The sequence below is a fragment of the Bradyrhizobium sp. 187 genome (assembly GCF_023101005.1).
In the GTDB taxonomy this organism is placed as follows: domain Bacteria; phylum Pseudomonadota; class Alphaproteobacteria; order Rhizobiales; family Xanthobacteraceae; genus Bradyrhizobium; species Bradyrhizobium canariense_D.
Genome location: NZ_CP064693.1, coordinates 1,645,426 through 1,665,334, shown reverse-complemented (window position 1 = coordinate 1,665,334; position 19,909 = coordinate 1,645,426). Strand labels below are relative to the sequence as shown.

At 63.5% G+C, this 19,909-nt stretch carries 15 protein-coding genes and 2 pseudogenes; 10 read left to right on the top strand and 7 right to left on the bottom strand.

Annotated elements, in window-relative coordinates; genetic code table 11:
- Positions 1–83: 83 nt before the first annotated feature.
- Positions 84–368 (bottom strand): hypothetical protein, encoded by a 285-nt coding sequence (locus IVB19_RS08045; RefSeq protein WP_247475214.1) that lies wholly within the window; start codon positions 366–368, stop codon positions 84–86.
- A gap of 236 nt (positions 369–604) precedes the next feature.
- Here IVB19_RS08045 and IVB19_RS40205 point away from each other — a divergent pair, with 236 nt between their 5' ends.
- Both IVB19_RS40205 and galE read left to right on the top strand, forming a co-directional pair.
- Positions 605–727, top strand: a complete 123-nt coding sequence (locus tag IVB19_RS40205) for a hypothetical protein (RefSeq protein ID WP_256474595.1) — start codon at positions 605–607, stop codon at positions 725–727.
- Positions 728–760: 33 nt separating this feature from the next.
- The gene (gene galE, locus IVB19_RS08040; RefSeq protein WP_247821252.1) at positions 761–1,753 is read left to right on the top strand and encodes a UDP-glucose 4-epimerase GalE; all 993 of its coding nucleotides are present in this window, start codon (positions 761–763) and stop codon (positions 1,751–1,753) included.
- A gap of 40 nt (positions 1,754–1,793) precedes the next feature.
- On the opposite strand, the gene IVB19_RS08035 is transcribed toward galE, so the two are convergent.
- A complete protein-coding gene (locus IVB19_RS08035; protein ID WP_018456130.1) occupies positions 1,794–2,252 on the bottom strand; it encodes a hypothetical protein in 459 nt (152 codons plus the stop codon).
- Positions 2,253–2,841: 589 nt separating this feature from the next.
- Between IVB19_RS08035 and IVB19_RS08030 the strand changes: the two genes are divergently transcribed.
- Positions 2,842–3,513 carry a hypothetical protein gene (locus IVB19_RS08030; protein ID WP_085384366.1) on the top strand — a complete coding sequence of 224 codons (672 nt, stop codon included), beginning with the start codon at positions 2,842–2,844 and terminating at the stop codon, positions 3,511–3,513.
- 18 nt (positions 3,514–3,531) lie between these two features.
- Complete coding sequence (locus tag IVB19_RS08025; RefSeq protein WP_247410625.1) at positions 3,532–5,673, top strand: adenylate/guanylate cyclase domain-containing protein; 2,142 nt, start codon at positions 3,532–3,534, stop codon at positions 5,671–5,673.
- A 35-nt stretch (positions 5,674–5,708) separates the two neighbouring features.
- Here the strand turns inward: IVB19_RS08025 and pobA are convergent, their stop codons facing one another.
- Entirely contained in the window at positions 5,709–6,881 is a 1,173-nt protein-coding gene (gene pobA, locus IVB19_RS08020) for a 4-hydroxybenzoate 3-monooxygenase (RefSeq protein WP_247410623.1), read from the bottom strand.
- A 48-nt stretch (positions 6,882–6,929) separates the two neighbouring features.
- Between pobA and IVB19_RS08015 the strand changes: the two genes are divergently transcribed.
- Complete coding sequence (locus IVB19_RS08015) at positions 6,930–7,835, top strand: helix-turn-helix domain-containing protein (RefSeq protein ID WP_247821251.1); 906 nt, start codon at positions 6,930–6,932, stop codon at positions 7,833–7,835.
- Between the two features lie 359 nt (positions 7,836–8,194).
- Positions 8,195–8,806, top strand: coding sequence for a LabA-like NYN domain-containing protein (locus tag IVB19_RS08010; RefSeq protein ID WP_018456136.1), 612 nt, complete (start codon positions 8,195–8,197; stop codon positions 8,804–8,806).
- Positions 8,807–8,824: 18 nt separating this feature from the next.
- On the opposite strand, the gene pcaG is transcribed toward IVB19_RS08010, so the two are convergent.
- On the bottom strand, positions 8,825–9,451 hold the full coding sequence (gene pcaG, locus IVB19_RS08005; protein WP_026233093.1) for a protocatechuate 3,4-dioxygenase subunit alpha: 627 nt from the start codon (positions 9,449–9,451) through the stop codon (positions 8,825–8,827).
- 4 nt (positions 9,452–9,455) lie between these two features.
- A pseudogene (gene pcaH, locus IVB19_RS08000) lies at positions 9,456–10,211 on the bottom strand (protocatechuate 3,4-dioxygenase subunit beta); the annotation flags it as partial.
- Positions 10,212–10,294: 83 nt separating this feature from the next.
- On the opposite strand from pcaH, the gene IVB19_RS07995 reads away from it, so the two are divergent.
- The 3 genes and pseudogenes from IVB19_RS07995 to IVB19_RS07985 all read left to right on the top strand — a co-directional run bounded on the left by IVB19_RS07995 (position 10,295) and on the right by IVB19_RS07985 (position 14,150).
- A complete protein-coding gene (locus IVB19_RS07995; protein ID WP_247294527.1) occupies positions 10,295–11,239 on the top strand; it encodes a LysR family transcriptional regulator in 945 nt (314 codons plus the stop codon).
- Positions 11,240–11,290: 51 nt separating this feature from the next.
- Positions 11,291–12,595, top strand: coding sequence for a nicotinate phosphoribosyltransferase (gene pncB / locus IVB19_RS07990; RefSeq protein ID WP_247397742.1), 1,305 nt, complete (start codon positions 11,291–11,293; stop codon positions 12,593–12,595).
- Between the two features lie 246 nt (positions 12,596–12,841).
- A pseudogene (locus IVB19_RS07985) lies at positions 12,842–14,150 on the top strand (GGDEF domain-containing protein).
- A gap of 14 nt (positions 14,151–14,164) precedes the next feature.
- On the opposite strand, the gene IVB19_RS07975 reads toward IVB19_RS07985, so the two are convergent.
- Positions 14,165–14,785 (bottom strand): TetR/AcrR family transcriptional regulator, encoded by a 621-nt coding sequence (locus IVB19_RS07975; protein WP_162496297.1) that lies wholly within the window; start codon positions 14,783–14,785, stop codon positions 14,165–14,167.
- A gap of 539 nt (positions 14,786–15,324) precedes the next feature.
- On the opposite strand from IVB19_RS07975, the gene IVB19_RS07970 reads away from it, so the two are divergent.
- On the top strand, positions 15,325–18,729 hold the full coding sequence (locus IVB19_RS07970) for an acyl-[ACP]--phospholipid O-acyltransferase (RefSeq protein ID WP_247821248.1): 3,405 nt from the start codon (positions 15,325–15,327) through the stop codon (positions 18,727–18,729).
- A 72-nt stretch (positions 18,730–18,801) separates the two neighbouring features.
- Here the strand turns inward: IVB19_RS07970 and tcuB are convergent, their stop codons facing one another.
- The gene (gene tcuB, locus IVB19_RS07965; RefSeq protein ID WP_247821247.1) at positions 18,802–19,908 is read right to left on the bottom strand and encodes a tricarballylate utilization 4Fe-4S protein TcuB; all 1,107 of its coding nucleotides are present in this window, start codon (positions 19,906–19,908) and stop codon (positions 18,802–18,804) included.
- Between the last annotated feature and the right edge of the window lies 1 nt (position 19,909).

Sequence of the window (19,909 nt, the reverse complement as noted above, 5' to 3'; positions counted from 1 at the left end):
ATGGAGATTTATGCCTGATTCGGAACAACTATCGCGAGAATCTCGGCTCCCACACCCGGAGCCTGACCGATTGCGCGCGGGAGCTAAGCCGAGCGGCGCTGGCCCAGGAACTGGTTCGGCGTCAGGAGTTCTGCCATCTGCCGATGGGTGGCCTGGAGCGCCTCGATGGCACCGTCCAGATCAAAATCGGCGTCCCGGACAGAGGCGAAATATTTGGCCGTCAGCGCCAGATCGAGCTTGACGCGGGTTGCGCCGTCGCGGCTTTTGCGGCGGTCAAGTGACAAATGGATGGCCCGCATTCGTGCCTCGGCAGACGTGCAGCCGCTAAGCTCGGCGAGTTCGTCATAGGTCATCCAGATCTGTGCCATGTTTCAGTCACTCCTTTACTCGGCATCAGCTTAATTTTGGTGCTTAAAGCTTCGGTTGCCGCGATGCGCGCGCCCACCGTTTCGCAGCGATAGGGTCAATGCGAGCTAAACGAAGAAGGACGGTGCCGAGCCGCCGGTGGGTTGCATACAGCGAAGATCAATCTATGCTCACCAGATCGATCAACTATTGAACTGAGGCAATCGCATTGGGACAGGTCACTTCGGAAGCCCTCTCCTTGATTGATGTCGTGTCCCGTGGCGCCACGCGGCATGTCCTCGCCTTCCGCAAACGTCCCGCATGGCTGACGCTTGCGGTGCTCGTGCCGGGTGCCGATTTGGTGCTGGCCGCGGACGCATAGATGATCGTTGATTTCACCTCGAGGTAAGCAGACATGACCGACCGACCGACTGTCCTCGTTACGGGAGGCGCGGGCTATATCGGCTCGCATGCCTGTCGCGCCCTGACCGCCGCCGGCTATCAGCCCGTTGTTTATGACAATCTGTCGACAGGTCATCACGGCTTCGTCGCCGGCCCGCTGGTAACAGGCGATCTGCTCGACGGCGCCACGCTGGCGCGCGCCTTCGCCGAGCACAAAATCACGGCGGTCATGCATTTCGCGGCGGCGAGTCTCGTCGGCGAGTCCATGACCGACCCGCAAAAGTACTACATCAACAATGTGCAGGGCACGCTGTCGCTATTGCAGGCGATGCGCAATGCGGGCTGCCATCGTATCGTGTTCTCCTCGACCGGCGCCGTCTACGGCAATGCCGATTCCAAGGAACTGCCGGAAGACTTCCCCTGCGCGCCGATCAACCCCTATGGCGCATCGAAGTGGATGATCGAGCGCATGCTGGCCGATTACCGGTCGGCTTACGGCTTCGGCGCGTTTTGCCTGCGCTATTTCAATGCCAGCGGCGCCGATCCTGCCGGCGGCATCGGCGAATTGCGTGACAATGAAACCCATCTCATTCCGCGCGCCATGATGGCATTGCAGGGCCATGTCGATTTTGCCGTGTTCGGTCAGGACTACGACACGCCCGATGGCACCGCGATCCGCGACTACATCCATGTCACCGACCTCGCCGCAGCGCATGTCGCGGCGCTGAAGCTGCTGGAACAAGGGCATGCCGGCGGCAGCTTCAATCTGGGCACCGGCTCCGGCTTTTCGGTGCGGGAGATCCTGACCGCCATCAGGCAGGAGACCGGGCGCGAGGTGCCCCACACCGTCAAACCGCGCCGCGCCGGCGATCCCACCTATCTGGTCGCCGATCCCTCGGCAGCGCGAAAAGTGCTGAATTTCGTGCCGCGATATTCGGATCTGCCGACTGTAATCCGCACCGCCTGGGCCTGGCACCAGAGGGCTCATCCGCTTAAGCAGCCCTGACAACATCCTCGAAGTCGATCAGGCGGGATAAGACGTGGCCTTATGGTCTATTCCGTTCTGAGCCGAGCGATCCCGGCGCAAACGGATGGCGCGATCGCGAACGGCCGTCGAGCCCCTTGGGCAGCTTGTCGGCGTTGAGCTTCACGACCGCACCTCGGGCGTCAACGGCCGGCACCTCGTCCTGGCTGTAGATGAGCGTCGCCTCGAAGGTCACATCGGGGGCCTGCTCGGCCGTTCCGGAACAGGTCGCCATCGCACCGCTGCACACGCCCGCGAGCTTGACCTCGACCTCGTCGAGCCCGAACACGGTCGGCGGCCCCTCGGCATGACGCCGCGTGGTCAGAACCGCCGTGAAGCGCTGCTCGTCAATTCGGTAAGAGCCTCCATAAGTGAAGAAGCTGTCGCTGCCGGAGATTCGTCCCTCCGCCAGATGCACGACGCCCGTGCCCTGACCGCGCGGGGTCCTGAACCAGGCCGCATATTTGCCGTCTCTCAGCATGAAAACATCCACCGTAAAACTCCAACGTATTTGCAACCAACTCTGGGGCGCGACAATGACCTGCGCGGGGAGCATTCCGCCACGGTTAACGCCCTGCAAAATCAACTCGTCAATTTGACGCCGAGGCGCGGCGACGCGGGCGCACGCTTCCCGTGCGGCGGGCAAGAAAGCTGGAGCTGGACCTCGTTGCATACCGCGCTAAAAACGATCGGCGTGCCGACCTCGTTTGGCAGCACGCATATAACCGCTATCAACTCCAGCCAGCTCGTGACAGCTAGCCTGTCACGCGGGAGGAAGTGGTCGAGATCGCCGCCGGTCAGCAGGCGACGCCGTATCAGAAGACCGAGGCTACGCTCGCGCCCATCATAGATATGGAGAGCCACCCGGTTGAGGCCGTCCCAGCCGAATGAAATTATCCATCCAGCTTGCCGGCGCACTGTCTTCTCGAGTCGCCGGCTTGAACCTCTTCCTGATAGAGTGCACCAATATCAAAGAGTGATTCCGGTCACACTTGCCTGGGCGTTTCGCTGCTAAGCATCGGGCCTGGATGGGGACCGGCAAATATTGGTCGAATTGGATGAGAATTGCCATGAAAAGCCTGATCGGCGCTGTTGTCGGCACATGCTGTCTTGCTGCTCCGGCTTTGGCGGAGAGCCCGACCGCCATCGTCGAGGACGTGCAAGGCAAGGTCGACGGTGTCGCGTTCATGGATTATGTGGTGCCGGGCAAGATCATCAAGCTGGGGCCCAAGGCAACCATTACGCTCAGCTATCTCAAATCGTGCCAGCGCGAGACCATCAGCGAAGGCGTCGTCATGGTCGGCACCGAGCAGAGCACCGTGCAACTCGGCGAGGTCAAGCGGGAAAAGGTCCCCTGCGATACCAACGCGGCAAAACTGTCGGAGCGCGAGGCGAACCAGAGTGCCGCGACGACCTTCCGCACCATGCGGTCGGACGCCAAGGGCAGCGCTCCGGCCAAGCTGCCGACGCTCTACGGTGTCGCGCCGTTGGTGCAGGCGAAGAGCGGCAGCACCCTGGTGATCGAGCGCACCGATGGCAAGGAGCCCACGATCAGCGTGCCGCTCAAGAGCGAGACCATGGTCGGAGGCAAGTTCTATGACTTCGCCAAGGCCGGGAAGTCGCTGACGCCGGGCGGCAGCTATCTCGCCATCCTCGGCACCAAGCGTTACGCCTTCCAGGTCGATCCCAGCGCCACGTCGTCGCCGACGCCGATCGTGGGACGCCTGCTGCGGCTCGAATAGGCAGCTAGCGACGGGGCGATGCGGCGGATCGGCAGACGGGACATCGTTGCAGCGATCCTGATTGCGCTTCTTGCAGGCGCCGTCGTCACGTCTCCGCCGTTCCAGACGCTGCAGGGCCTGTCGCTCGACATCCTCACGGCACTGCGCGGCAAGCTCGTCGGCGACCACCGCGATCCCGCGACATCACCGGTCGTCGTCGTGGCCATCGACGGCGAGACCTACGACACTCCGCCGTTCCAGGGGTCGCCGACGCTGACCTGGACGCGCGAGATCGGCCGGGTGCTCGGCAGCATTGCCGACGGCGGCGCCAAGGTGATCGGTTTCGATGTCATCTTTCCGAGCTCGATCGAGCGGTCGGAGATTCCCTTTGGCGATGCGCCGGTTGGCGCGCGATTGAAGGGATTCGACCGAGACTATCTCATCGCCTTGCGGAAACTCTCTAGTGACGGCAAGCTGGTGCTGGGCGAGGTCCTCAGCAGCGATCATCCGGACCGCGCACAGCAATTGGCTGTGGGGAATAACGTCCGCGGCCTCAACGTCTATACCGACACCGACCATGTAATCCGGCGAATGCCGCTGAGTTTTCCTGTCGGCGACATGCCAGCTCCCGCAATGGCCGTCGAACTCGCCACCCGCGCGCTCGGCGCAAAACCGCAGACCGCGCCTTCTGGCGTGACTGCTTTGTCCGGGTATACGATCCCGAGCGCGGTGCCGAACACGCTAACGCTCAATTTCCGAGGACTCGGCCGCGACGTGCCGACATATTCGTTCGCAGACCTGCACGCCTGCGTCGAGAAGAACGACCGCGACTTCTTCCGCCGCGCCTTCGGTGGCAAGATTGTGGTGCTCGGCACGATCCTCAATGTCGATGACCGCAAGATCACCTCGATGCGTCTTTCCGGCGGCTATGACGGAACGCCGGCCGCAAGATGCGCCCTGCCCGCACCGGCAACCACTGAACAAAAAGCCCGCAGCGACATCGCCGGTGTCTTCGTGCATGCCAACGCGGTGCGAAATCTGATCGAACGCGATGCGGTGACCGAGCTCGGCTTTCCACTGCGGAGCATTCTCACGATCGTGTTCGCAGCGATCGTGGCCTGCGCGGCCTGCGTGCTCGCACCGGGTGGCGCACTGATCGCCTGGTTCGTCCTCACCGCCGTTTACGCCGCTGCAGCCGTCGCCGCCTTCGTACACGCGTTGGCGCTACCATTGGCCGAGCCCGCGCTCGCGAGCCTTGCCGCGCTCGCGATGATGATTGGCTACCGTTTCATGCTGGCCGATCGCGACGAGCGTTTCCTGCGCAAGAGCTTTGCGTTCTATCTCGCCCCCGAAGTGATCGACACCATGGTTGCCTCCGGCAAGATGCCGGCGCTCGGCGGCGAAATGCGCAACGTCACCATGTTCTTCTCCGACCTGAGTGGCTTCTCCTCCATCGCCGAGACGATGACGCCGGGCGAACTGGTGACGCTGATGAACGAATATCTGTCGGCCATGACCGACATCATCGAGAGCCATGGCGGCTATGTCGACAAATATATCGGCGATTCCATTGTCGCCATGTTCGGCGCGCCCGCCGACGATCCCGCGCATGCGCGCCACGCCGTCCATGCCGCGCTGAAATGTCACGCAAAGCTGGCGGAGCTCAACGCCGGCAGCGCCGCTTTCGCCGGCCGCGGCCTGTCGCACCGCATCGGGCTCAACAGCGGCGAGGCTGTCGTCGGCAATATCGGCTCCCGCCGCCGCTTCAACTACACCGTGATGAGCGACACCGTGAACGTCGCCTCGCGGCTCGAAGGCGCCAACAAATATTATGGCACCGCAATCATGGCTTCAGAAACGACTGTCGCGCAGACAGGCAATACTTTCACCTGGCGCGAGCTCGACGCCATCAAAGTGATAGGACGCGGCGAGGCGATCAAGGTGTTCGAGCCCCTCGCGGAGAAGGGCACGGAGAGTGCCGGGCAGACGAAGGTTGCCGCCGCGTATGCGGAAGGGCTGGCGTGCTGGCGGGCAAGGGAGTTTGCGAAGGCGGCTGATGCGTTCGGGCGAATGGCGGAAATGGATCCGGCGTCAGCGCTTTTTGGCAAGCGCGCGACTGCGCTCGCTACAAATCCACCGGGGTCGGATTGGACGCCGGTGAACATCCTAGAAGGAAAGTAGCGCAGCGTCCCACCGCTTTTCGGGTCCACTCCCCGCTAGAACGGCAACCCCACGTAATTCTCCGCCAGCAGACGCTGCGCCGTCTCGGACGACAGCAGATACTCCAGCTCCGTCTGCTGAAGCCTCTCTTCATACTCGGAACGGTCGGGGAAGCGATGCAGCAGCATCGTCATCCACCACGAAAAGCGTTGCGCCTTCCAGATCCGCGCCAGCGCCTTGGCGGAATAGCCCTGGAGCCCGGAATCATCGCCGTTCTGATAATGCGCGAGCATGGCGTGGTAGAGATAATAGATGTCGGAGCCGGCGCTGTTCAGCCCGCGCGCGCCGGTCGGCGGCACGATGTGGGCGGCATCGCCGGCGAGAAACAGGCGGCCGTAGCTCATCGGCTCGGCGACGAAGCTGCGCAACGGCGCGATGCTCTTCTCGATGGACGACCCCATGATCAGGCGGTCGCCGACCTCGTGCGGCAAACGGCGCTTCAGCTCGGCCCAGAACGCATCGTCGCTCCAGTCCTCCACCTTGTCGGTGAGCGGCACCTGGACGTAGTAGCGGCTCAGCACTTGCGACCGCAAGGAACACAGCGCGAAGCCGCGCTCGTGCTTCACATAGATCAGCTCCGGCGACACCGGTTTCGTGCGCGACAGCACGCCGAGCCAACCGAACGGATAGATCTTCTCGTATTCCCGCAGCACGTCCTTCGGGATCGACTTCCTGCTGACGCCGTGAAAGCCGTCAGCGCCGACGATATAGTCGCAATCGACTCGGACGGTTTCGGCATTCGAACGATAGGTCACGTACGGCTGGTCCGAGGTCAGGTCATGCGGCGTCACGTCCTCGGCATTGTGCACGACGTTGCCGCCAAGGCGGTCGCGCGCCTCGTAGAGGTCGCGCGTCAGCTCGGTCTGGCCGTAGACCAGCACCGAATTGCCGCCGGAATGCTTGTGGAGGTCGATCTGGGAGAGCACCCCGTCATGGGCGATCTCGAATCCCTTGTGGATCTCGCCCTCGCGGTCCATCCGCTCGCCGCACTGTGCCTCGCGCATCAGCCTGGCGAAGCCGTGCTCGAGCACGCCGGCACGGATCCGGGCAAGCACGTGGTCGCGGCTGTACTTTTCCAGCACGACCGTGTCGATGCCCTTGAGGTGCAGGAGCTGGGACAACAGCAGCCCGGACGGCCCGCCGCCGATGATACAGACCTGGACTTTCATTTTTGCGTCCTCCTCGGCACTTTCTTGCAGATTCAGCGCCGCTGACGGATGGAGGCTTTCGTCTTTGTCTTGTACTATTCGAACATGAGAAACCCAGCCCCCGCCCCGGCAATCCGGGTCTACAATTTGTTCGGCGAATCCGGTGATCTGCCCGATGTCGTGTATTGCGAGACGATAGCGTCGCGCTCGGTGCTGCACGATTGGACGCTCGCCGTGCACCGCCATGCCCGGCTGCACCAGGTGCTGCTGATCGAGCGTGGCGGCGGCGAAGCGACGCTCGACGGGCGCGTGGTGCAGCTGAAGCCGATGCAAATCGTCAACGTGCCCGTCGGCCACGTCCACGGCTTCCGTTTCGTGCCTGATACCCAGGGCTGGGTGCTGACCATCGCCGCGGAAATATTGGACGAAGCGCTGCTCGCCTCCGAAGGGCTGCGAGGTGCCTTGTCGCGCTCGGCCGTGATACGCGGCACGCCGCAGATTCGGACCACCATGAAGCAGATCTTTGCCGAACACGCCGCGCGCGATTTCGGCCGAGCGCATGTGCTGCGTGCACTTTCGGCGGCCATGATCGGGCTGGTGGCCCGCGCGCTCACCGGCGAGAGCGGTGGCAACGGCACGGCTGAAAGCGGACTATTCCGCCGCTTCGAGGCGCTGCTGGAACAGCATCATCTGGAACGCTGGAGCGTTGCGGACTATGCGGGCGCGCTGTCGATCACGCCGACCCATCTCAACCGTGTGACCCGGGCAGCAACCGGCGACACCGCCTCGCACCTGATCCTCAACCGGCTGATCCGCGAGGCGCGGCGCAACCTCGTCTACACCAATTTACCGGTCTCGACGATCGCCTATGCGCTTGGCTTCGAGGACCCCGCCTATTTCAGCCGGGTCTACGCCGCCGCCACGGGCGTGTCACCGCGGGCCTTTCGTGCCCAGCTTCATGGCGATGAAGGCTGACACACCGGCCGATCGATCAGCCGCGCCTGTGGTCGAAGGCCACGCTGGGAACCGCAATGGCCTTTGTGCCAGCGCTGCCACTTAACCTTCGTATATGGGGCCCTATCCTTTGGATAGGCGCCCTTTACCTCAGTACAATTGAGTAGGGAATGCGCGCGCCTTAGCCTGGCTGCATTCGGCGCCCTGGCGCCGGTGGCATTGTATCCTCCCTAACCTGGGCGCAAGACGGCCGCCCCTGTCCGGTCGTCTGCGCTGCTTTTTCGGCAAGCCATCGGTGCCTTCAATGTTTTTCCGGCCGACACACCGCCCCCGGCGGTTGGACCGGCCACCTTTCGCGTACAACTGGAGATTTGTGCATAATGTCTTCGATTGAGAAGATCGCACTCTTTATCGATGGCTCCAATCTCCATGCCACCTCCAAGGCGCTCGGCTTCGACATCGACTACAGGCGACTGCTCGGCGAATTCCAAAGCCGAGGTGCGCTGTTGCGGGCCTTCTACTACACGACCGTCGTCGAGGATCAGGAGTATTCGTCAATCCGTCCGTTGATCGATTGGCTCGACTATAACGGATACACCGTCGTCACGAAACTCACGAAGGAATTCGTCGACGCCATCACCGGCCGCCGCAAGGTGAAGGGCAGCATGGATGTCGACCTCGCCGTAAATGCGATGGAGCTCGCCGAGCACGTCGACCAGATCGTGTTGTTCTCGGGCGATGGGAATTTTCGTTCGCTGGTGGAAGCCCTGCAACGCCTCGGTGTCCGCGTGACGGTCGTCTCCACACTCTCCACTCAGCCGGCCATGGTCGCTGACGAGCTGCGCCGACAGGCGGACATATTCATCGATTTGGCAGAACTGAAACCAAAAGTGGGGCGCGATCCGGCGAATAGGCCGGGATCGCGCGAGATGCGTCAGTCACCGCAATTCCACGCGCGCGTAGCGATCGATCGCAGTGACCAGGTGGAGTGAACCTTCGGGCGGCGGCTCTCAGACGTCGAAGAACATCGTCTCCTCCGGCCCCTGCAAATTGATCGTGAAAGCATACACGATCTTGGCGCCACGCTCGCTGCGCTTTGCGATCAACGTCGAACGTCGCACCGGCTGCTCGATCAGGCTGAGCACGGGGTCGGCGGCGTTCGCAGTCTCTTCATCGGAGAAATACAGCCGGGTGTTGAGCCCGATATTGATGCCACGCGCGACGATCCAGATGTTGACGTAAGGCGCGCATTTGCGGCCCGCCTTGTCGGTGATGGCCCCGGGCTTGATGGTCTCGAACGTCACCAGCCCGCTCTCGAAGTCGGAGCCGGCGCGGCCCCAGCCACGAAATTCCTCGTCGAGCGCGCCGGTCGACCGATCGGCCGGATGGTTGTAGCGGCCGGCCGCGTTCGCCTGCCAGATCTCCAACAGCACGTCACGCAGCGGCGTGCCGCTGCCGTCGAACACCTTGCCCTCCAGCGTGATGCGTTCGCCTTGCGTGTTCGGCGTCACCAGCACGTTGGAAAAGTTCTTCTCGAAGATGTCGAAGCCGGCCATTGCCGGGATCAGGCCGATATGGACGTAGGGCCCGGCGGTCTGCGAGGCGGTTTCCTTGAGGTAGTTGAGCGGCTGCGGCATAGACCTAGTTCCCTGCGGTGCGATTTTCAAAGTAAGTGGAGCGCTGGCCGCGCAAGACGATGTCGAAGCGGTAGGCGAGCGAGTCGAACGGGGTCGATGCGTTGAGGTCGAGCGGCGCGATGAGGCGCTCCAGCGCATCCTTGTCCGGGATCGTCGTCAGGATTGGGCAGACCGGGATCAGGGGATCGCCCTCAAAGTACATCTGGGTGATCAGACGCTGTGCAAAGCCCGAGCCGAACACCGAGAAGTGGATGTGAGCGGGACGCCAGCTGTTGACGTAGTTGCGCCAGGGATAGGGTCCCGGCTTCACGGTGCGGAAATAATAGTAGCCGCTGTCGTCGGTCAGCGCGCGGCCGCAACCGCCGAAATTCGGATCGATCGGCGCCAGATACGTGTCCCTCTTGTGCCGGTAGCGGCCGCCGGCATTGGCTTGCCAGAACTCGACCAGCGTGTTCGGCACGCCGCGGCCGGTCTCATCCAGCACGCGGCCGTGGACGATGATGCGTTCGCCGACGGGATCGCCGTCCTTGGCGTAGTTGCGGATCAAATCATTGTCGAGCGGGCCGAGATCGTTGTGCCCGAACACCGGCCCCGTGATCTCCGAGACCGAGTTCTCAAGCGACAGCAACGCCTGGCGCGGCGAGCGCAGCACCGAGGATTTGTAGCCCGGCGCGTGCGCCGGCGGATGCATGGAACGGTCGCGCTGGAAGAAGCCGCCGTCACCGAGCGGCGGCGTGAACGGCTCGGGACGGTTGGGGCGGGATTCCCACGCTCCCGTTGGGGCGCACGGCTTGTCGGGAGATGATGGCGCCGGCTATTCTCAAGATAAATAGATCGATTATAATGCATTCCATGAATAAAATCGATCATTTGGCGCTCGATGGCCACGCGCTTGAGCTGTTCCTGGCCGTGTTGGAAGAAGGTTCGGTGACGGCGGCCGCAACGCGGCTCGGCCTGACGCAATCCGCGGTCAGCCACGCCCTGAACAAGCTGCGGCGGATCGTCGGCGATCCGCTGTTTGCCAAATCCGGCCGCGGCATTGTCGCTACGGCGCACGCCCAGGCGCTCGCGGCAAAGGCGCGAGCGCTGATCGACGAGATGCGCAGCTTTGCCGGCGGCGTCACGTTCGAGCCGGCGAGCGCGCAGCTTTCGCTGACAATCGCCGCCAATGACTTCCAGCGCGACCTGCTGCTGCCGCGGTTCTTCGATCATGTCGCAGCGCAAGTGACGAGCCTGAACCTGCGCGTGATCCCCTCGCAGTCGCCCTCGCCGGCGATGCTGCGCGAAAACCGCTGCGATCTGCTGATCACGCCGCTGCCGCCATCCGGCGTGGACATCGTGCAGAAGCGCCTGCTGCAAGACCATTACGTTTGTTACTACGACCCCAAAGCGCGCGCCGCGCCGGCTACGCGCGGCGCCTATCTCGCGGCGCGTCACGTCACGGTGGTCTACACTGACAATGAGCGGCTCGACTTCGATCGCCGGCTTGCAGCCAACGGCTTCCACCGCGACATCGCGATCTCCGTGCCGAGCTTCTCCGGCGTGCCGTCCTTCCTGCGTGGCTCGCAGATGCTGGCGAGCATGCCGAGCCTGCTGGCGCCCGGCGTGATGCACGGCTTCGCGCGTGTGCGGATTCCGCTGGCCTCGCGCACACGAACCCTGGCCGAGCTGCCGATGTTCATGGTCTGGCACCAGCGATATCAGAAGGACCCGGCGCATCGCTGGATCAGAAGCCAGCTCGAGACCGTGGCGGCAACGGCCTCGCACCCCGTCCCCGCGAAAACCTGATCCCCGTCAAACCCACTGGTTGCGCCGGGGCCGCCACGCTAGAATTCCCCCATGACAGTGACCGACATTGCGAGCCGGACCTACAATCACAGCTGGCGGCTGGATCCCATCATCCGCAGCCTGCTTGATACCGACTTCTACAAGCTATTGATGTTGCAAATGATTCGGGAATCTTACCCGAATCAGCAGGTGACATTCTCGGTCATCAACCGATCGCGCCATGTCCGGCTCGCCGAAATCATCGACGAGGGCGAGCTGCGCGCCCAGCTCGACCACGCCCGCACCATCCGCTTCACCAAGAAAGAGCTGATCTGGCTTGCCGGTAACACTTTCTACGGCAAGACCCACATGTTCTCGGCGGACTTCATCCGCTGGCTCGCCGAATTCCGGCTGCCCGAATACGAGCTGCGCAAGGTCGAAGGCCAGTACGAGCTGCACTTCCACGGGCCGTGGAGCCATACCACGATGTGGGAAATTCCTGCGCTCGCCATCCTCAACGAATTGCGCTCGCGGGCGGCGATGAAGGGCCGCGGCCGCTTCGAGCTCGACGTGCTCTATGCCCGCGCCAAGGCCAAGCTGTGGACCAAGGTGGAACGCCTGCGCAAGCTGGATGGCCTCCGGCTCTCCGATTTCGGCACCCGTCGCCGCCATGGCTTCCTTTGGCAGCGCTGGTGCGTGGAGGCCGTGAAGGAAGGCCTGGGCCCGTCCTTCATCGGCACCTCCAACGTGCTACTCGCGATGGACAATGATCTCGAAGCCATCGGCACCAACGCCCATGAACTGCCGATGGTCGCGGCTGCGCTGGCCAAGGACGACGAGGAATTGCGCTGGGCGCCCTATCGCATCCTCGACCAGTGGCGCCAAACCTATGGCGGCAACCTCCTGATTGCGCTGCCCGACGCTTTTGGCACCAAGGCTTTCCTGCGCGATGCGCCGGAATGGGTTGCCGACTGGACCGGCTTCCGCCCCGACAGCGCGCCGCCGATCCAGGCCGGCGAGGAGATCATGAAATGGTGGGAGCAGAAGGGCCGCAATCCCAGGGACAAGCTGCTGGTGTTCTCCGACGCTATGGATGTGGGCTCGATCGAGGAGACCTACCACCACTTCGCCGGCCGGGTGCGGCTCTCCTTCGGCTGGGGCACCAATCTCACCAATGATTTCGTCGGCTGCACGCCCGACGGCTCGTTCAACCTCGATCCGATCTCGCTGGTCTGCAAGGTGTCGTCGGTCGACGGACGTCCGGCCGTCAAGCTTTCCGACAATCCCGAGAAGGCGACCGGCCTGCCTTCGGAGATCGAGCGCTATTTGCGCGTCTTCGGCGACGCCGGCCGCGTGCGCAAGCCGGTGCTGGTCTAGCGCCAGAGCAATCTCTCTCCATCAAGTAAACCATCTGGGGCAAATGCGCGACATCGGCTCGCCGATGCCGCGTCAGTTCCGGTTCGACGGCATTTGCGACGATCTGCAAGCATCCACTTCACAACGCCTTCACCCTGCGACGCAGTCTCCTGGCGTTTTCAAGTCGAGTTAAGCACCTTTCGCGCGTAATCCGCGTTATGAGCGGATCGCTCCGCTGGGGTCGTTGAGCGACTTGGGGAACGCAAAGTGTTTCGCAGAACAGCGCCGTCAACGAAGGGACGAAGCTTCCTTCATGTCATCAAGCTCGTTTCGCCTTTCGTCACGGTCGTTCTGCTGCAGGCGGCGATCGCCGGATTCAGCCTGGAGGTGATGTCCTCGGTCCGCGCCTATGTCGCGGGCGAAGCGTTGTGGTCGCGCTCGCAGAAGAACGCCGTCTATTTCCTCAATCTCTATCTGCATTCGGGCGACGCCAGCCAGTTTGCGCAATATCAGACCTCGCTGGCCGTTCCCATCGGCGACGAGTTCGCGCGCTGGGCGCTCGAGCGCGATCCGGTCGACGTCGAGGCCGCCCGCATCGGCTTCCTGCAAGGCGGCAACCATCCCGATGACGTGCCGGGACTGATCTGGCTGTTTCGCTACTTCAAACAGGTCAGCTTTCTCAAGGAAGCGATCAGCGAGTGGGCTGCCACCGACCCCATGCTGCTGGAGCTGAGCGTTTTCGGCGAGGTCATCCGGTCAGAGTTGAAGAGCGGACCGGTTCAGGACGGCAACCGCCTGCAATTATTGTCGTCGCGGCTTTCGGAGCTCAACACTCAGTTCACGGTGCACGCCAAGCGGTTCTCCACCATTCTCGGCGAAGGCTCGCGCTCCATCAAGATGACGCTGACTGGCGTCAATATCGTCACAGCCATGACGCTGATCCTGCTCCTGATCTGGCACACGCGGCGATTGGTGCTGCAACGACAGGCGTTTGAGGATGCCCTGCACGCCGAGAAGGAGCGCCTAGTCTGGCAGGCGTCGCACGACTGGCTGACCGGCTTGTCCAACCGAGCGCGCGTTCGAGGCCCGCCTGCAAAGCGAGTTGGACGACACCGCGGCGGGTTCGCTGGGCCTGGTCCTGCTCGATCTCGACCAATTCAAGGACGTCAACGACAGCTGCGGTCATCTCGCCGGCGACCGCCTGCTCTGCCAGATCTCGCGTCTCCTGCAACAGGAACGACGGCCGCATGACCTGGTGGCCCGGCTTGGCGGTGACGAATTCGGCCTAATCCTTCCACAAAGCACGCCGTACGACGCCGTGGATATCGCCGAACGGCTGCGCCGGTCGCTCGAGCTATCCGTCTTCGCGTGGGACGATCGTTGCTTTGCAGTGACCGCCAGCATCGGCGTTGCCTGCATCACCGACGGCAACACCACGCTCGAGGACGCGATGCGGCGCGCGGATGCCGCCTGCTATCGCGCCAAGGAGAACGGACGCAACCGTGTTCAGGTCGACAACGGGACGACGGACGTCGTCGTCGTCACCTCGCGGCACCGCAAGGCCGCCAGCGCGTAGCAGCGCTCCACACTTTATCGTACTGGCACAATCCCGAGCCCTGCGAGATGCGCATCCAGAAACTGATCGACCTGCTGGCGCAGCATCTGCGGCGGCACGGCTACCATGCGTTCTTCGAGGCCGAGCGAGATGATCCCGTGCACGGCGGAAAACAGGGTGCGTGACAGCAGCGCGATCTGCACGTCGTCTGCATTCGGAAGCAGCCGCACCAGGGGTGGATGCATCAGCGCGAAGGCGTCCATCACCATCTGAAGGATGTCATCGGGGTAAGGGCGGTCGTCCTCCATCCGATGTTCGAACAGCGAGCGCAGCAGATTGGCGTGCTCCGCAAAAAATTCGAGGTAGGTCGCGGCCAGCCCGTAGAGCTGGCGAACGGGATCCTCGGCGGGAACCTGGCCCAGCCGCACCGTCAGCTCCTTAACGGTCTCCCGATTCACGGTCAGGATCACCCCGTCGAAGTCGCCGAACTCGTTGTAGACGCTCCCAACCGAGCAGCCTGCGGCGTCCGCAACATCCCGGACTTTCAACGATTTCAGCCCCTTAGTCGCGATAATGCTGCGAGCGATCTCCACGATCTGCTGCCGCCGGCGAGATTTTTTTCGGTCTCGCAACGATTCGTCTTGAACATTGTTCATTTTCAAGGTACTCATTTGAACAATGTTCAAATTAACCTGGAGATCTGCAAAATGCAAACCCTCGCTGTTGATATCGCCTCCACCTTCGTCGATGACGCCACAGCTCTCGTGACCGGATTTGGCCGCGCCTTCCTGCGGTTCGCGACGGGGCCGATCGATCGCATTGCAAATGGCTGCGACATTGCCGGCGTCCTGACCGAGCGCCGCGTGACCTTCCCGATGTGGCGGGCCAACCGCGACCGCGCCCGTCATGAGGGCCGCCGCATTAGCCTGCTCGGCCGCCTCTCGCCCTTTCGCCGCCTTGCCCACCTTACCTGAGGCGCGCACGCCTCCTTGCCGGGGCGTGATAGAGCCGCGACCAGCCATTTGCGAACCAAACGTCGCCACGCGGAGACCAACAGGATCGGAAGGTAAAGGCGCAGAGCAGGCCGGGGCGATCGTTCGTCAACCCGCAAATGCCCGTCGCATCTCCTCGGGTCCCGACACGCCCATCCGACAATGAAACAACCTCAGACAGCGTTTCCAAAACAGGACTAGTCATGATCAGGGATTTGATGTCGTCACGCCGCTTCGCGCCGCTGTTCTGGGCGCAATTCTTCTCGGCGCTGAACGACAACGTGCTCAAGAACGCACTCGTCATCATCCTGCTTTACAGTGCCGCGACCGGCCACGGTGATGCGCTGGTGACGGTCGCGGGCGCGGTGTTCATCTTCCCCTATTTCATCCTGTCCGGGCTCGGCGGCCAGCTCGCCGACAAATACGTCAAATCCCTCGTCGCAAGGCGGCTCAAATTCGCCGAGATCTTTGCCGCGGGCTTTGCCGCGGCCGGCTTCTTCCTGCACTCGGTGCCGCTGCTGTTCGCAGCGCTCGCACTGTTCGGCGTCATCGCCGCGCTGTTCGGACCCGTGAAATACGCGATGCTGCCGGACCAGCTCGAGCTCGGCGAGCTCGCGACCGGCAACGCGCTGGTCGAAGGCGCGACCTTCATGGCCATCCTGCTCGGCACCGTTGCCGGTGGCCAGTTCGTGGCCGGCTCCGCGCATATGGGCTGGGTCGCATCGGCCGTGGTCGTGCTGGCCCTGCTGTCCTGGACCTTCGCCTCCCGCATTCCCGCGACGACGCCGTCTGCACCCGATCTGCCGGTCAACGCCAATCCCTGGACCTCGACGCTCGGCCTGTTGAAGACGCTGCACGCCGACCACCGGCTGTGGGACGGCACCGTGATCGTCTCCTGGTTCTGGCTGGTGGGCGCCATCGTGCTCTCGCTGCTGCCGGCGCTGGTCAAGGAGGTCATCGGCGGCACCGAGGGCGTGGTGACGTTGTGTCTCGCGATCTTCGCAATCGGCATCGCCATCGGCTCGCTGTTCGCCGCGAATCTGAGCCACGTTCGCCCAAACCTCGCGCTGGTGCCGATCGGCGCCGTCATGATGGGGTTTGCCGGCATCGACCTCGCTTGGGCGATCGGCGTGACCGCCAAGGGCCAGGACATCACTGCTGCCGACTTCGCAACTTCGTTCGCGGGCCTGCGCATGCTGCTCGACTTCGTCGCCTTCGCATTCGGCGGCGGGCTGTTCGTCGTTCCGTCCTTCGCCGCCGTCCAGGCCTGGTCGGCCCCCTCCGAGCGCGCCCGCATTATCGCCGCCGGCAACGTGCTGCAGGCCGCCTTCATGGTGGCCGGCTCGCTGTTCGTCGCGCTGTTGCAGGCCGGCGGATTGCACATCGGCTGGATCTTCTTTGGCCTCGGCGTCATCAGCTTCGGCGCAGTCTGGTTCGTGCTGACCAAGTGGGGCAAGGAAGGCGTGCGCGACTTTGGCGGGCTGCTGTTCCGCGCGCTGTTCCGCACCGAGGTCCGCGGGCTGGAGAACCTGCCGCCTGCTGGCACGCGCATGCTGATCGCGCCCAATCATGTCAGCCTGATCGACGGCCCGCTCCTGCACGCCGTGCTGCCGATCGACGCGAGCTTCGCGGTTGATACCGGCATCGCCAAGGCCTGGTGGGCCAAGCCGTTCCTGCGGGTGGTCAAGCACTACACCATGGACCCCACCAAGCCGCTGGCGGCGCGCGACCTCATCAAGCTCGTCGCCGCCGGAGAGCCGGTGGTGATTTTCCCGGAAGGACGCATCACTGTTTCCGGCTCGCTGATGAAGGTCTATGACGGCACCGCGATGATCGCGGACAAGGCCGACGCAGTCGTCGTCCCGGTCCGCATCGAAGGCGCCCAGCGCTCGCATCTCAGCTATCTCAACGGCAGCCAGATCAAGCGCTCGTGGTTTCCGCGGGTGACCGTCACCATCCTGCCGCCAGTCAAGCTTCCGGTCGATCCGTCGCTCAAGGGCAAGGCGCGCCGCAACGCCGCGGGCGCAGCACTTCAGGACGTGATGATCGACGCCATGGTGAAGAACGCCATGCTCGATCACACCCTGTTCGAGGCGCTCGGACACGCCTATCGCGACCGCGACACCGGCAAGGTCATCGTCGAGGACGCGCTCGGTACCAAGCTGACCTATCGCAAGCTGATCCTGGGCGCGCAGGTCTTGAGCCGGAAGCTGGAGAACGGCACCGCTATCGGTGAGAATGTCGGTGTGCTGCTGCCGAATTCCGCTGGCGTCGCCGTCGTCTTCATGGCGCTGCAAAACATCGGCCGGGTGCCGGCAATGCTCAACTTCTCGGCGGGCCCGGTCAACGTGCTTGCCGCCATGAAAGCCGCGCAGGTCAAAACCGTGCTGACGTCGAAAGCTTTCATCGAGAAGGGCAAGCTCGACAAGCTGATGGCGGCGATCTCCGCGGAAGTTCGCGTGGTCTACCTCGAGGACGTCCGTGCTTCGATCGGCACGGCCGACAAGATCAAGGGCCTGCTCGCCGGCACCGCGCCCCGCGTCGCCCGCCAGGCGAGCGATCCGGCGGTCGTGCTGTTCACGTCGGGCTCGGAAGGCACGCCCAAGGGCGTTGTGCTGTCCCACCGCAATATCCTTGCGAACGCCGCACAGGCGCTGGCGCGGGTCGATGCCAACGCCAATGATAAGGTGTTCAACGTGCTGCCGGTGTTCCACTCCTTCGGGCTGACCGGTGGAATGATGATGCCGCTGCTCGCGGGCATTCCGATCTACATGTACCCCTCGCCGCTGCACTACCGGATCGTGCCCGAGCTGATCTACCAGACCGGAGCCACGATCCTGTTCGGCACCGACACATTCCTCACGGGCTATGCACGCTCGGCCCATGCCTACGACTTCCGCACCTTGCGCCTGGTGATCGCCGGCGCGGAGGCGGTCAAGGATCGCACCCGGCAGGTCTTCATGGAGCGTTACGGCATCCGCATCCTCGAAGGCTATGGCGTCACCGAGACGGCACCGGTGCTGGCGATGAACACGCCGATGGCCAATCGTCCAGGCACGGTCGGCCGCCTGTCGCCGCTGATGGAAAGCCGCCTCGACCCGGTCCCCGGCATCGAGGAAGGCGGACGCCTGTCGGTGCGCGGACCCAACGTAATGCTCGGATACTTGCGGGCCGAAAATCCCGGCGTGCTCGAGCCACTCGCCGACGGCTGGCACGACACCGGCGACATCGTGGCGATCGACCCGGCCGGCTTCATCACCATCAAGGGTCGCGCCAAGCGCTTTGCCAAGATCGCCGGCGAAATGGTCTCGCTGTCGGCGGTCGAGAACATCGCGACAACGCTGTGGCCGCAGGCCGGTTCAGTCGCCGTGTCGATCCCGGACCAGCGAAAGGGCGAGCGCATCGTGTTGCTGACGACGGAGAAGAACGCCGAGCGCAGCGCCATGCAAGGCCACGCCAAGGCGATCGGCGCGTCCGAGCTGACCGTTCCCGCTGCGATCATGGTGGTCGACAAGGTGCCACTGCTCGGGACCGGCAAGACCGACTACGTCACGGCAACGACGATGGCCCGCGAGCAGGCGTCTGGACCAGAGCGCGAGATGGCATAAGAGAGATGCACGAGGCGCCTCAATCAGGCGAGGCGCGGTGCCCCGATCGGCCGCTTCCGCGCCGCCTGAATCTCAAGAACCGGCTTCTCCGCGTCGCTCCTGCGCATAACGCACCAGCGCCGCGAAGCGATAGATGCCGTGCACGAACTTGCCGTAGGGCATGGTGATGAACAGCGCGAACACTGCACCTAAATGGAGTGCCAGCAGCGGTCCCATGGCGGCAGTCTCCCGCAGAATCAGAAGCAGCATGCCGGTGAACCCGGTCAGGAACAGCATGGCGATGAAGCCGACATCCATGCCGTAGCGCTGCTCGTCGAGCAGCGCCGGATCACGCCGCATCTTGGCGACGAACAGGCCGATCGGCCCGATGATCAGGCCGATGCCGCCGAGCGTGCCGAGAACCACCGGCAGATCCCACCACGGATACGGCGCCTCGCGGCCGAGCAGATAGTGATACAGCGTTGCGGCCGAGGTCGCGGCGAAGCAGAGCAGGAAGCCGTAGAAGGTCAGGTGATGGAAAAGCTTGCGCCGGTCGGTCGGCTTGTCATCCTCATTGTAGCAGCCGACGCCGCCACCATGGAGGTAGCGCAGCTCACCAGCGTCGCGCATCGCCTGAAAGATCGAGCCGCCGTCCGCACGGCCGCCGATCGGCGGGCCGATATCCCGCCAGAAGGCACGCACGCTCATCACCAGCGCGAAAATCGCATAAAGGAAGGCGGCGCTGAACAACGCTGCCATCGCGTTGTGCGGCATCAACTTGTAGAACGCGCCGGGGCCAGTGTGCACGCCAAACAGCACGCTGCGGTCGTTTAGGGCAGCGAAGCCGAGTATGAAGGCGGCCATGCTGAGCGCGGCGACGATGCTGATGACGAGACCATTGCGGGCGAAGGCACCGGACAGCGCCTGCGGCCAGGCATAGGTCGCATAGGATTCCGCGCGCGCGATCGCCAGCGTCTGCGGGACGTTGACGTTGAATTCGTGCGGCGGCGAGAACTGGCAGTCGACGTAGCAGGCGCCGCAGCCATGGCAGAGATTGGCGAGATAATTGAGGTCGCCGTCGGAGAAGGCGCGGCGCATCTCCATGGCGGGAAAAACCGCGCAAAGGCCTTCGCAGTAACGGCAGGAATTGCAGACCGTCATCAGGCGGTCGCCTTCATCCAAAATTTTGCTTCCGTGCATG

What these genes read in the sequence shown, in the direction of transcription:
- IVB19_RS08025 (WP_247410625.1), top strand. Translation starts at nt 3,532, where the DNA reads ATGCGGCGGATCGGCAGACGGGACATCGTTGCAGCGATCCTGATTGCG.
- pncB (WP_247397742.1), top strand. Translation starts at nt 11,291, where the DNA reads ATGACAGTGACCGACATTGCGAGCCGGACCTACAATCACAGCTGGCGG.
- IVB19_RS08045 (WP_247475214.1), bottom strand. Translation starts at nt 368, where the DNA reads ATGGCACAGATCTGGATGACCTATGACGAACTCGCCGAGCTTAGCGGC.
- pobA (WP_247410623.1), bottom strand. Translation starts at nt 6,881, where the DNA reads ATGAAAGTCCAGGTCTGTATCATCGGCGGCGGGCCGTCCGGGCTGCTG.
- galE (WP_247821252.1), top strand. Translation starts at nt 761, where the DNA reads ATGACCGACCGACCGACTGTCCTCGTTACGGGAGGCGCGGGCTATATC.
- IVB19_RS08010 (WP_018456136.1), top strand. Translation starts at nt 8,195, where the DNA reads ATGTCTTCGATTGAGAAGATCGCACTCTTTATCGATGGCTCCAATCTC.
- pcaG (WP_026233093.1), bottom strand. Translation starts at nt 9,451, where the DNA reads ATGCCGCAGCCGCTCAACTACCTCAAGGAAACCGCCTCGCAGACCGCC.
- IVB19_RS07995 (WP_247294527.1), top strand. Translation starts at nt 10,295, where the DNA reads ATGCATTCCATGAATAAAATCGATCATTTGGCGCTCGATGGCCACGCG.
- IVB19_RS07975 (WP_162496297.1), bottom strand. Translation starts at nt 14,785, where the DNA reads ATGAACAATGTTCAAGACGAATCGTTGCGAGACCGAAAAAAATCTCGC.
- IVB19_RS07970 (WP_247821248.1), top strand. Translation starts at nt 15,325, where the DNA reads ATGATCAGGGATTTGATGTCGTCACGCCGCTTCGCGCCGCTGTTCTGG.
- IVB19_RS08035 (WP_018456130.1), bottom strand. Translation starts at nt 2,252, where the DNA reads ATGCTGAGAGACGGCAAATATGCGGCCTGGTTCAGGACCCCGCGCGGT.
- tcuB (WP_247821247.1), bottom strand. Translation starts at nt 19,908, where the DNA reads ATGCACGGAAGCAAAATTTTGGATGAAGGCGACCGCCTGATGACGGTC.
- IVB19_RS08030 (WP_085384366.1), top strand. Translation starts at nt 2,842, where the DNA reads ATGAAAAGCCTGATCGGCGCTGTTGTCGGCACATGCTGTCTTGCTGCT.
- IVB19_RS08015 (WP_247821251.1), top strand. Translation starts at nt 6,930, where the DNA reads ATGGAGGCTTTCGTCTTTGTCTTGTACTATTCGAACATGAGAAACCCA.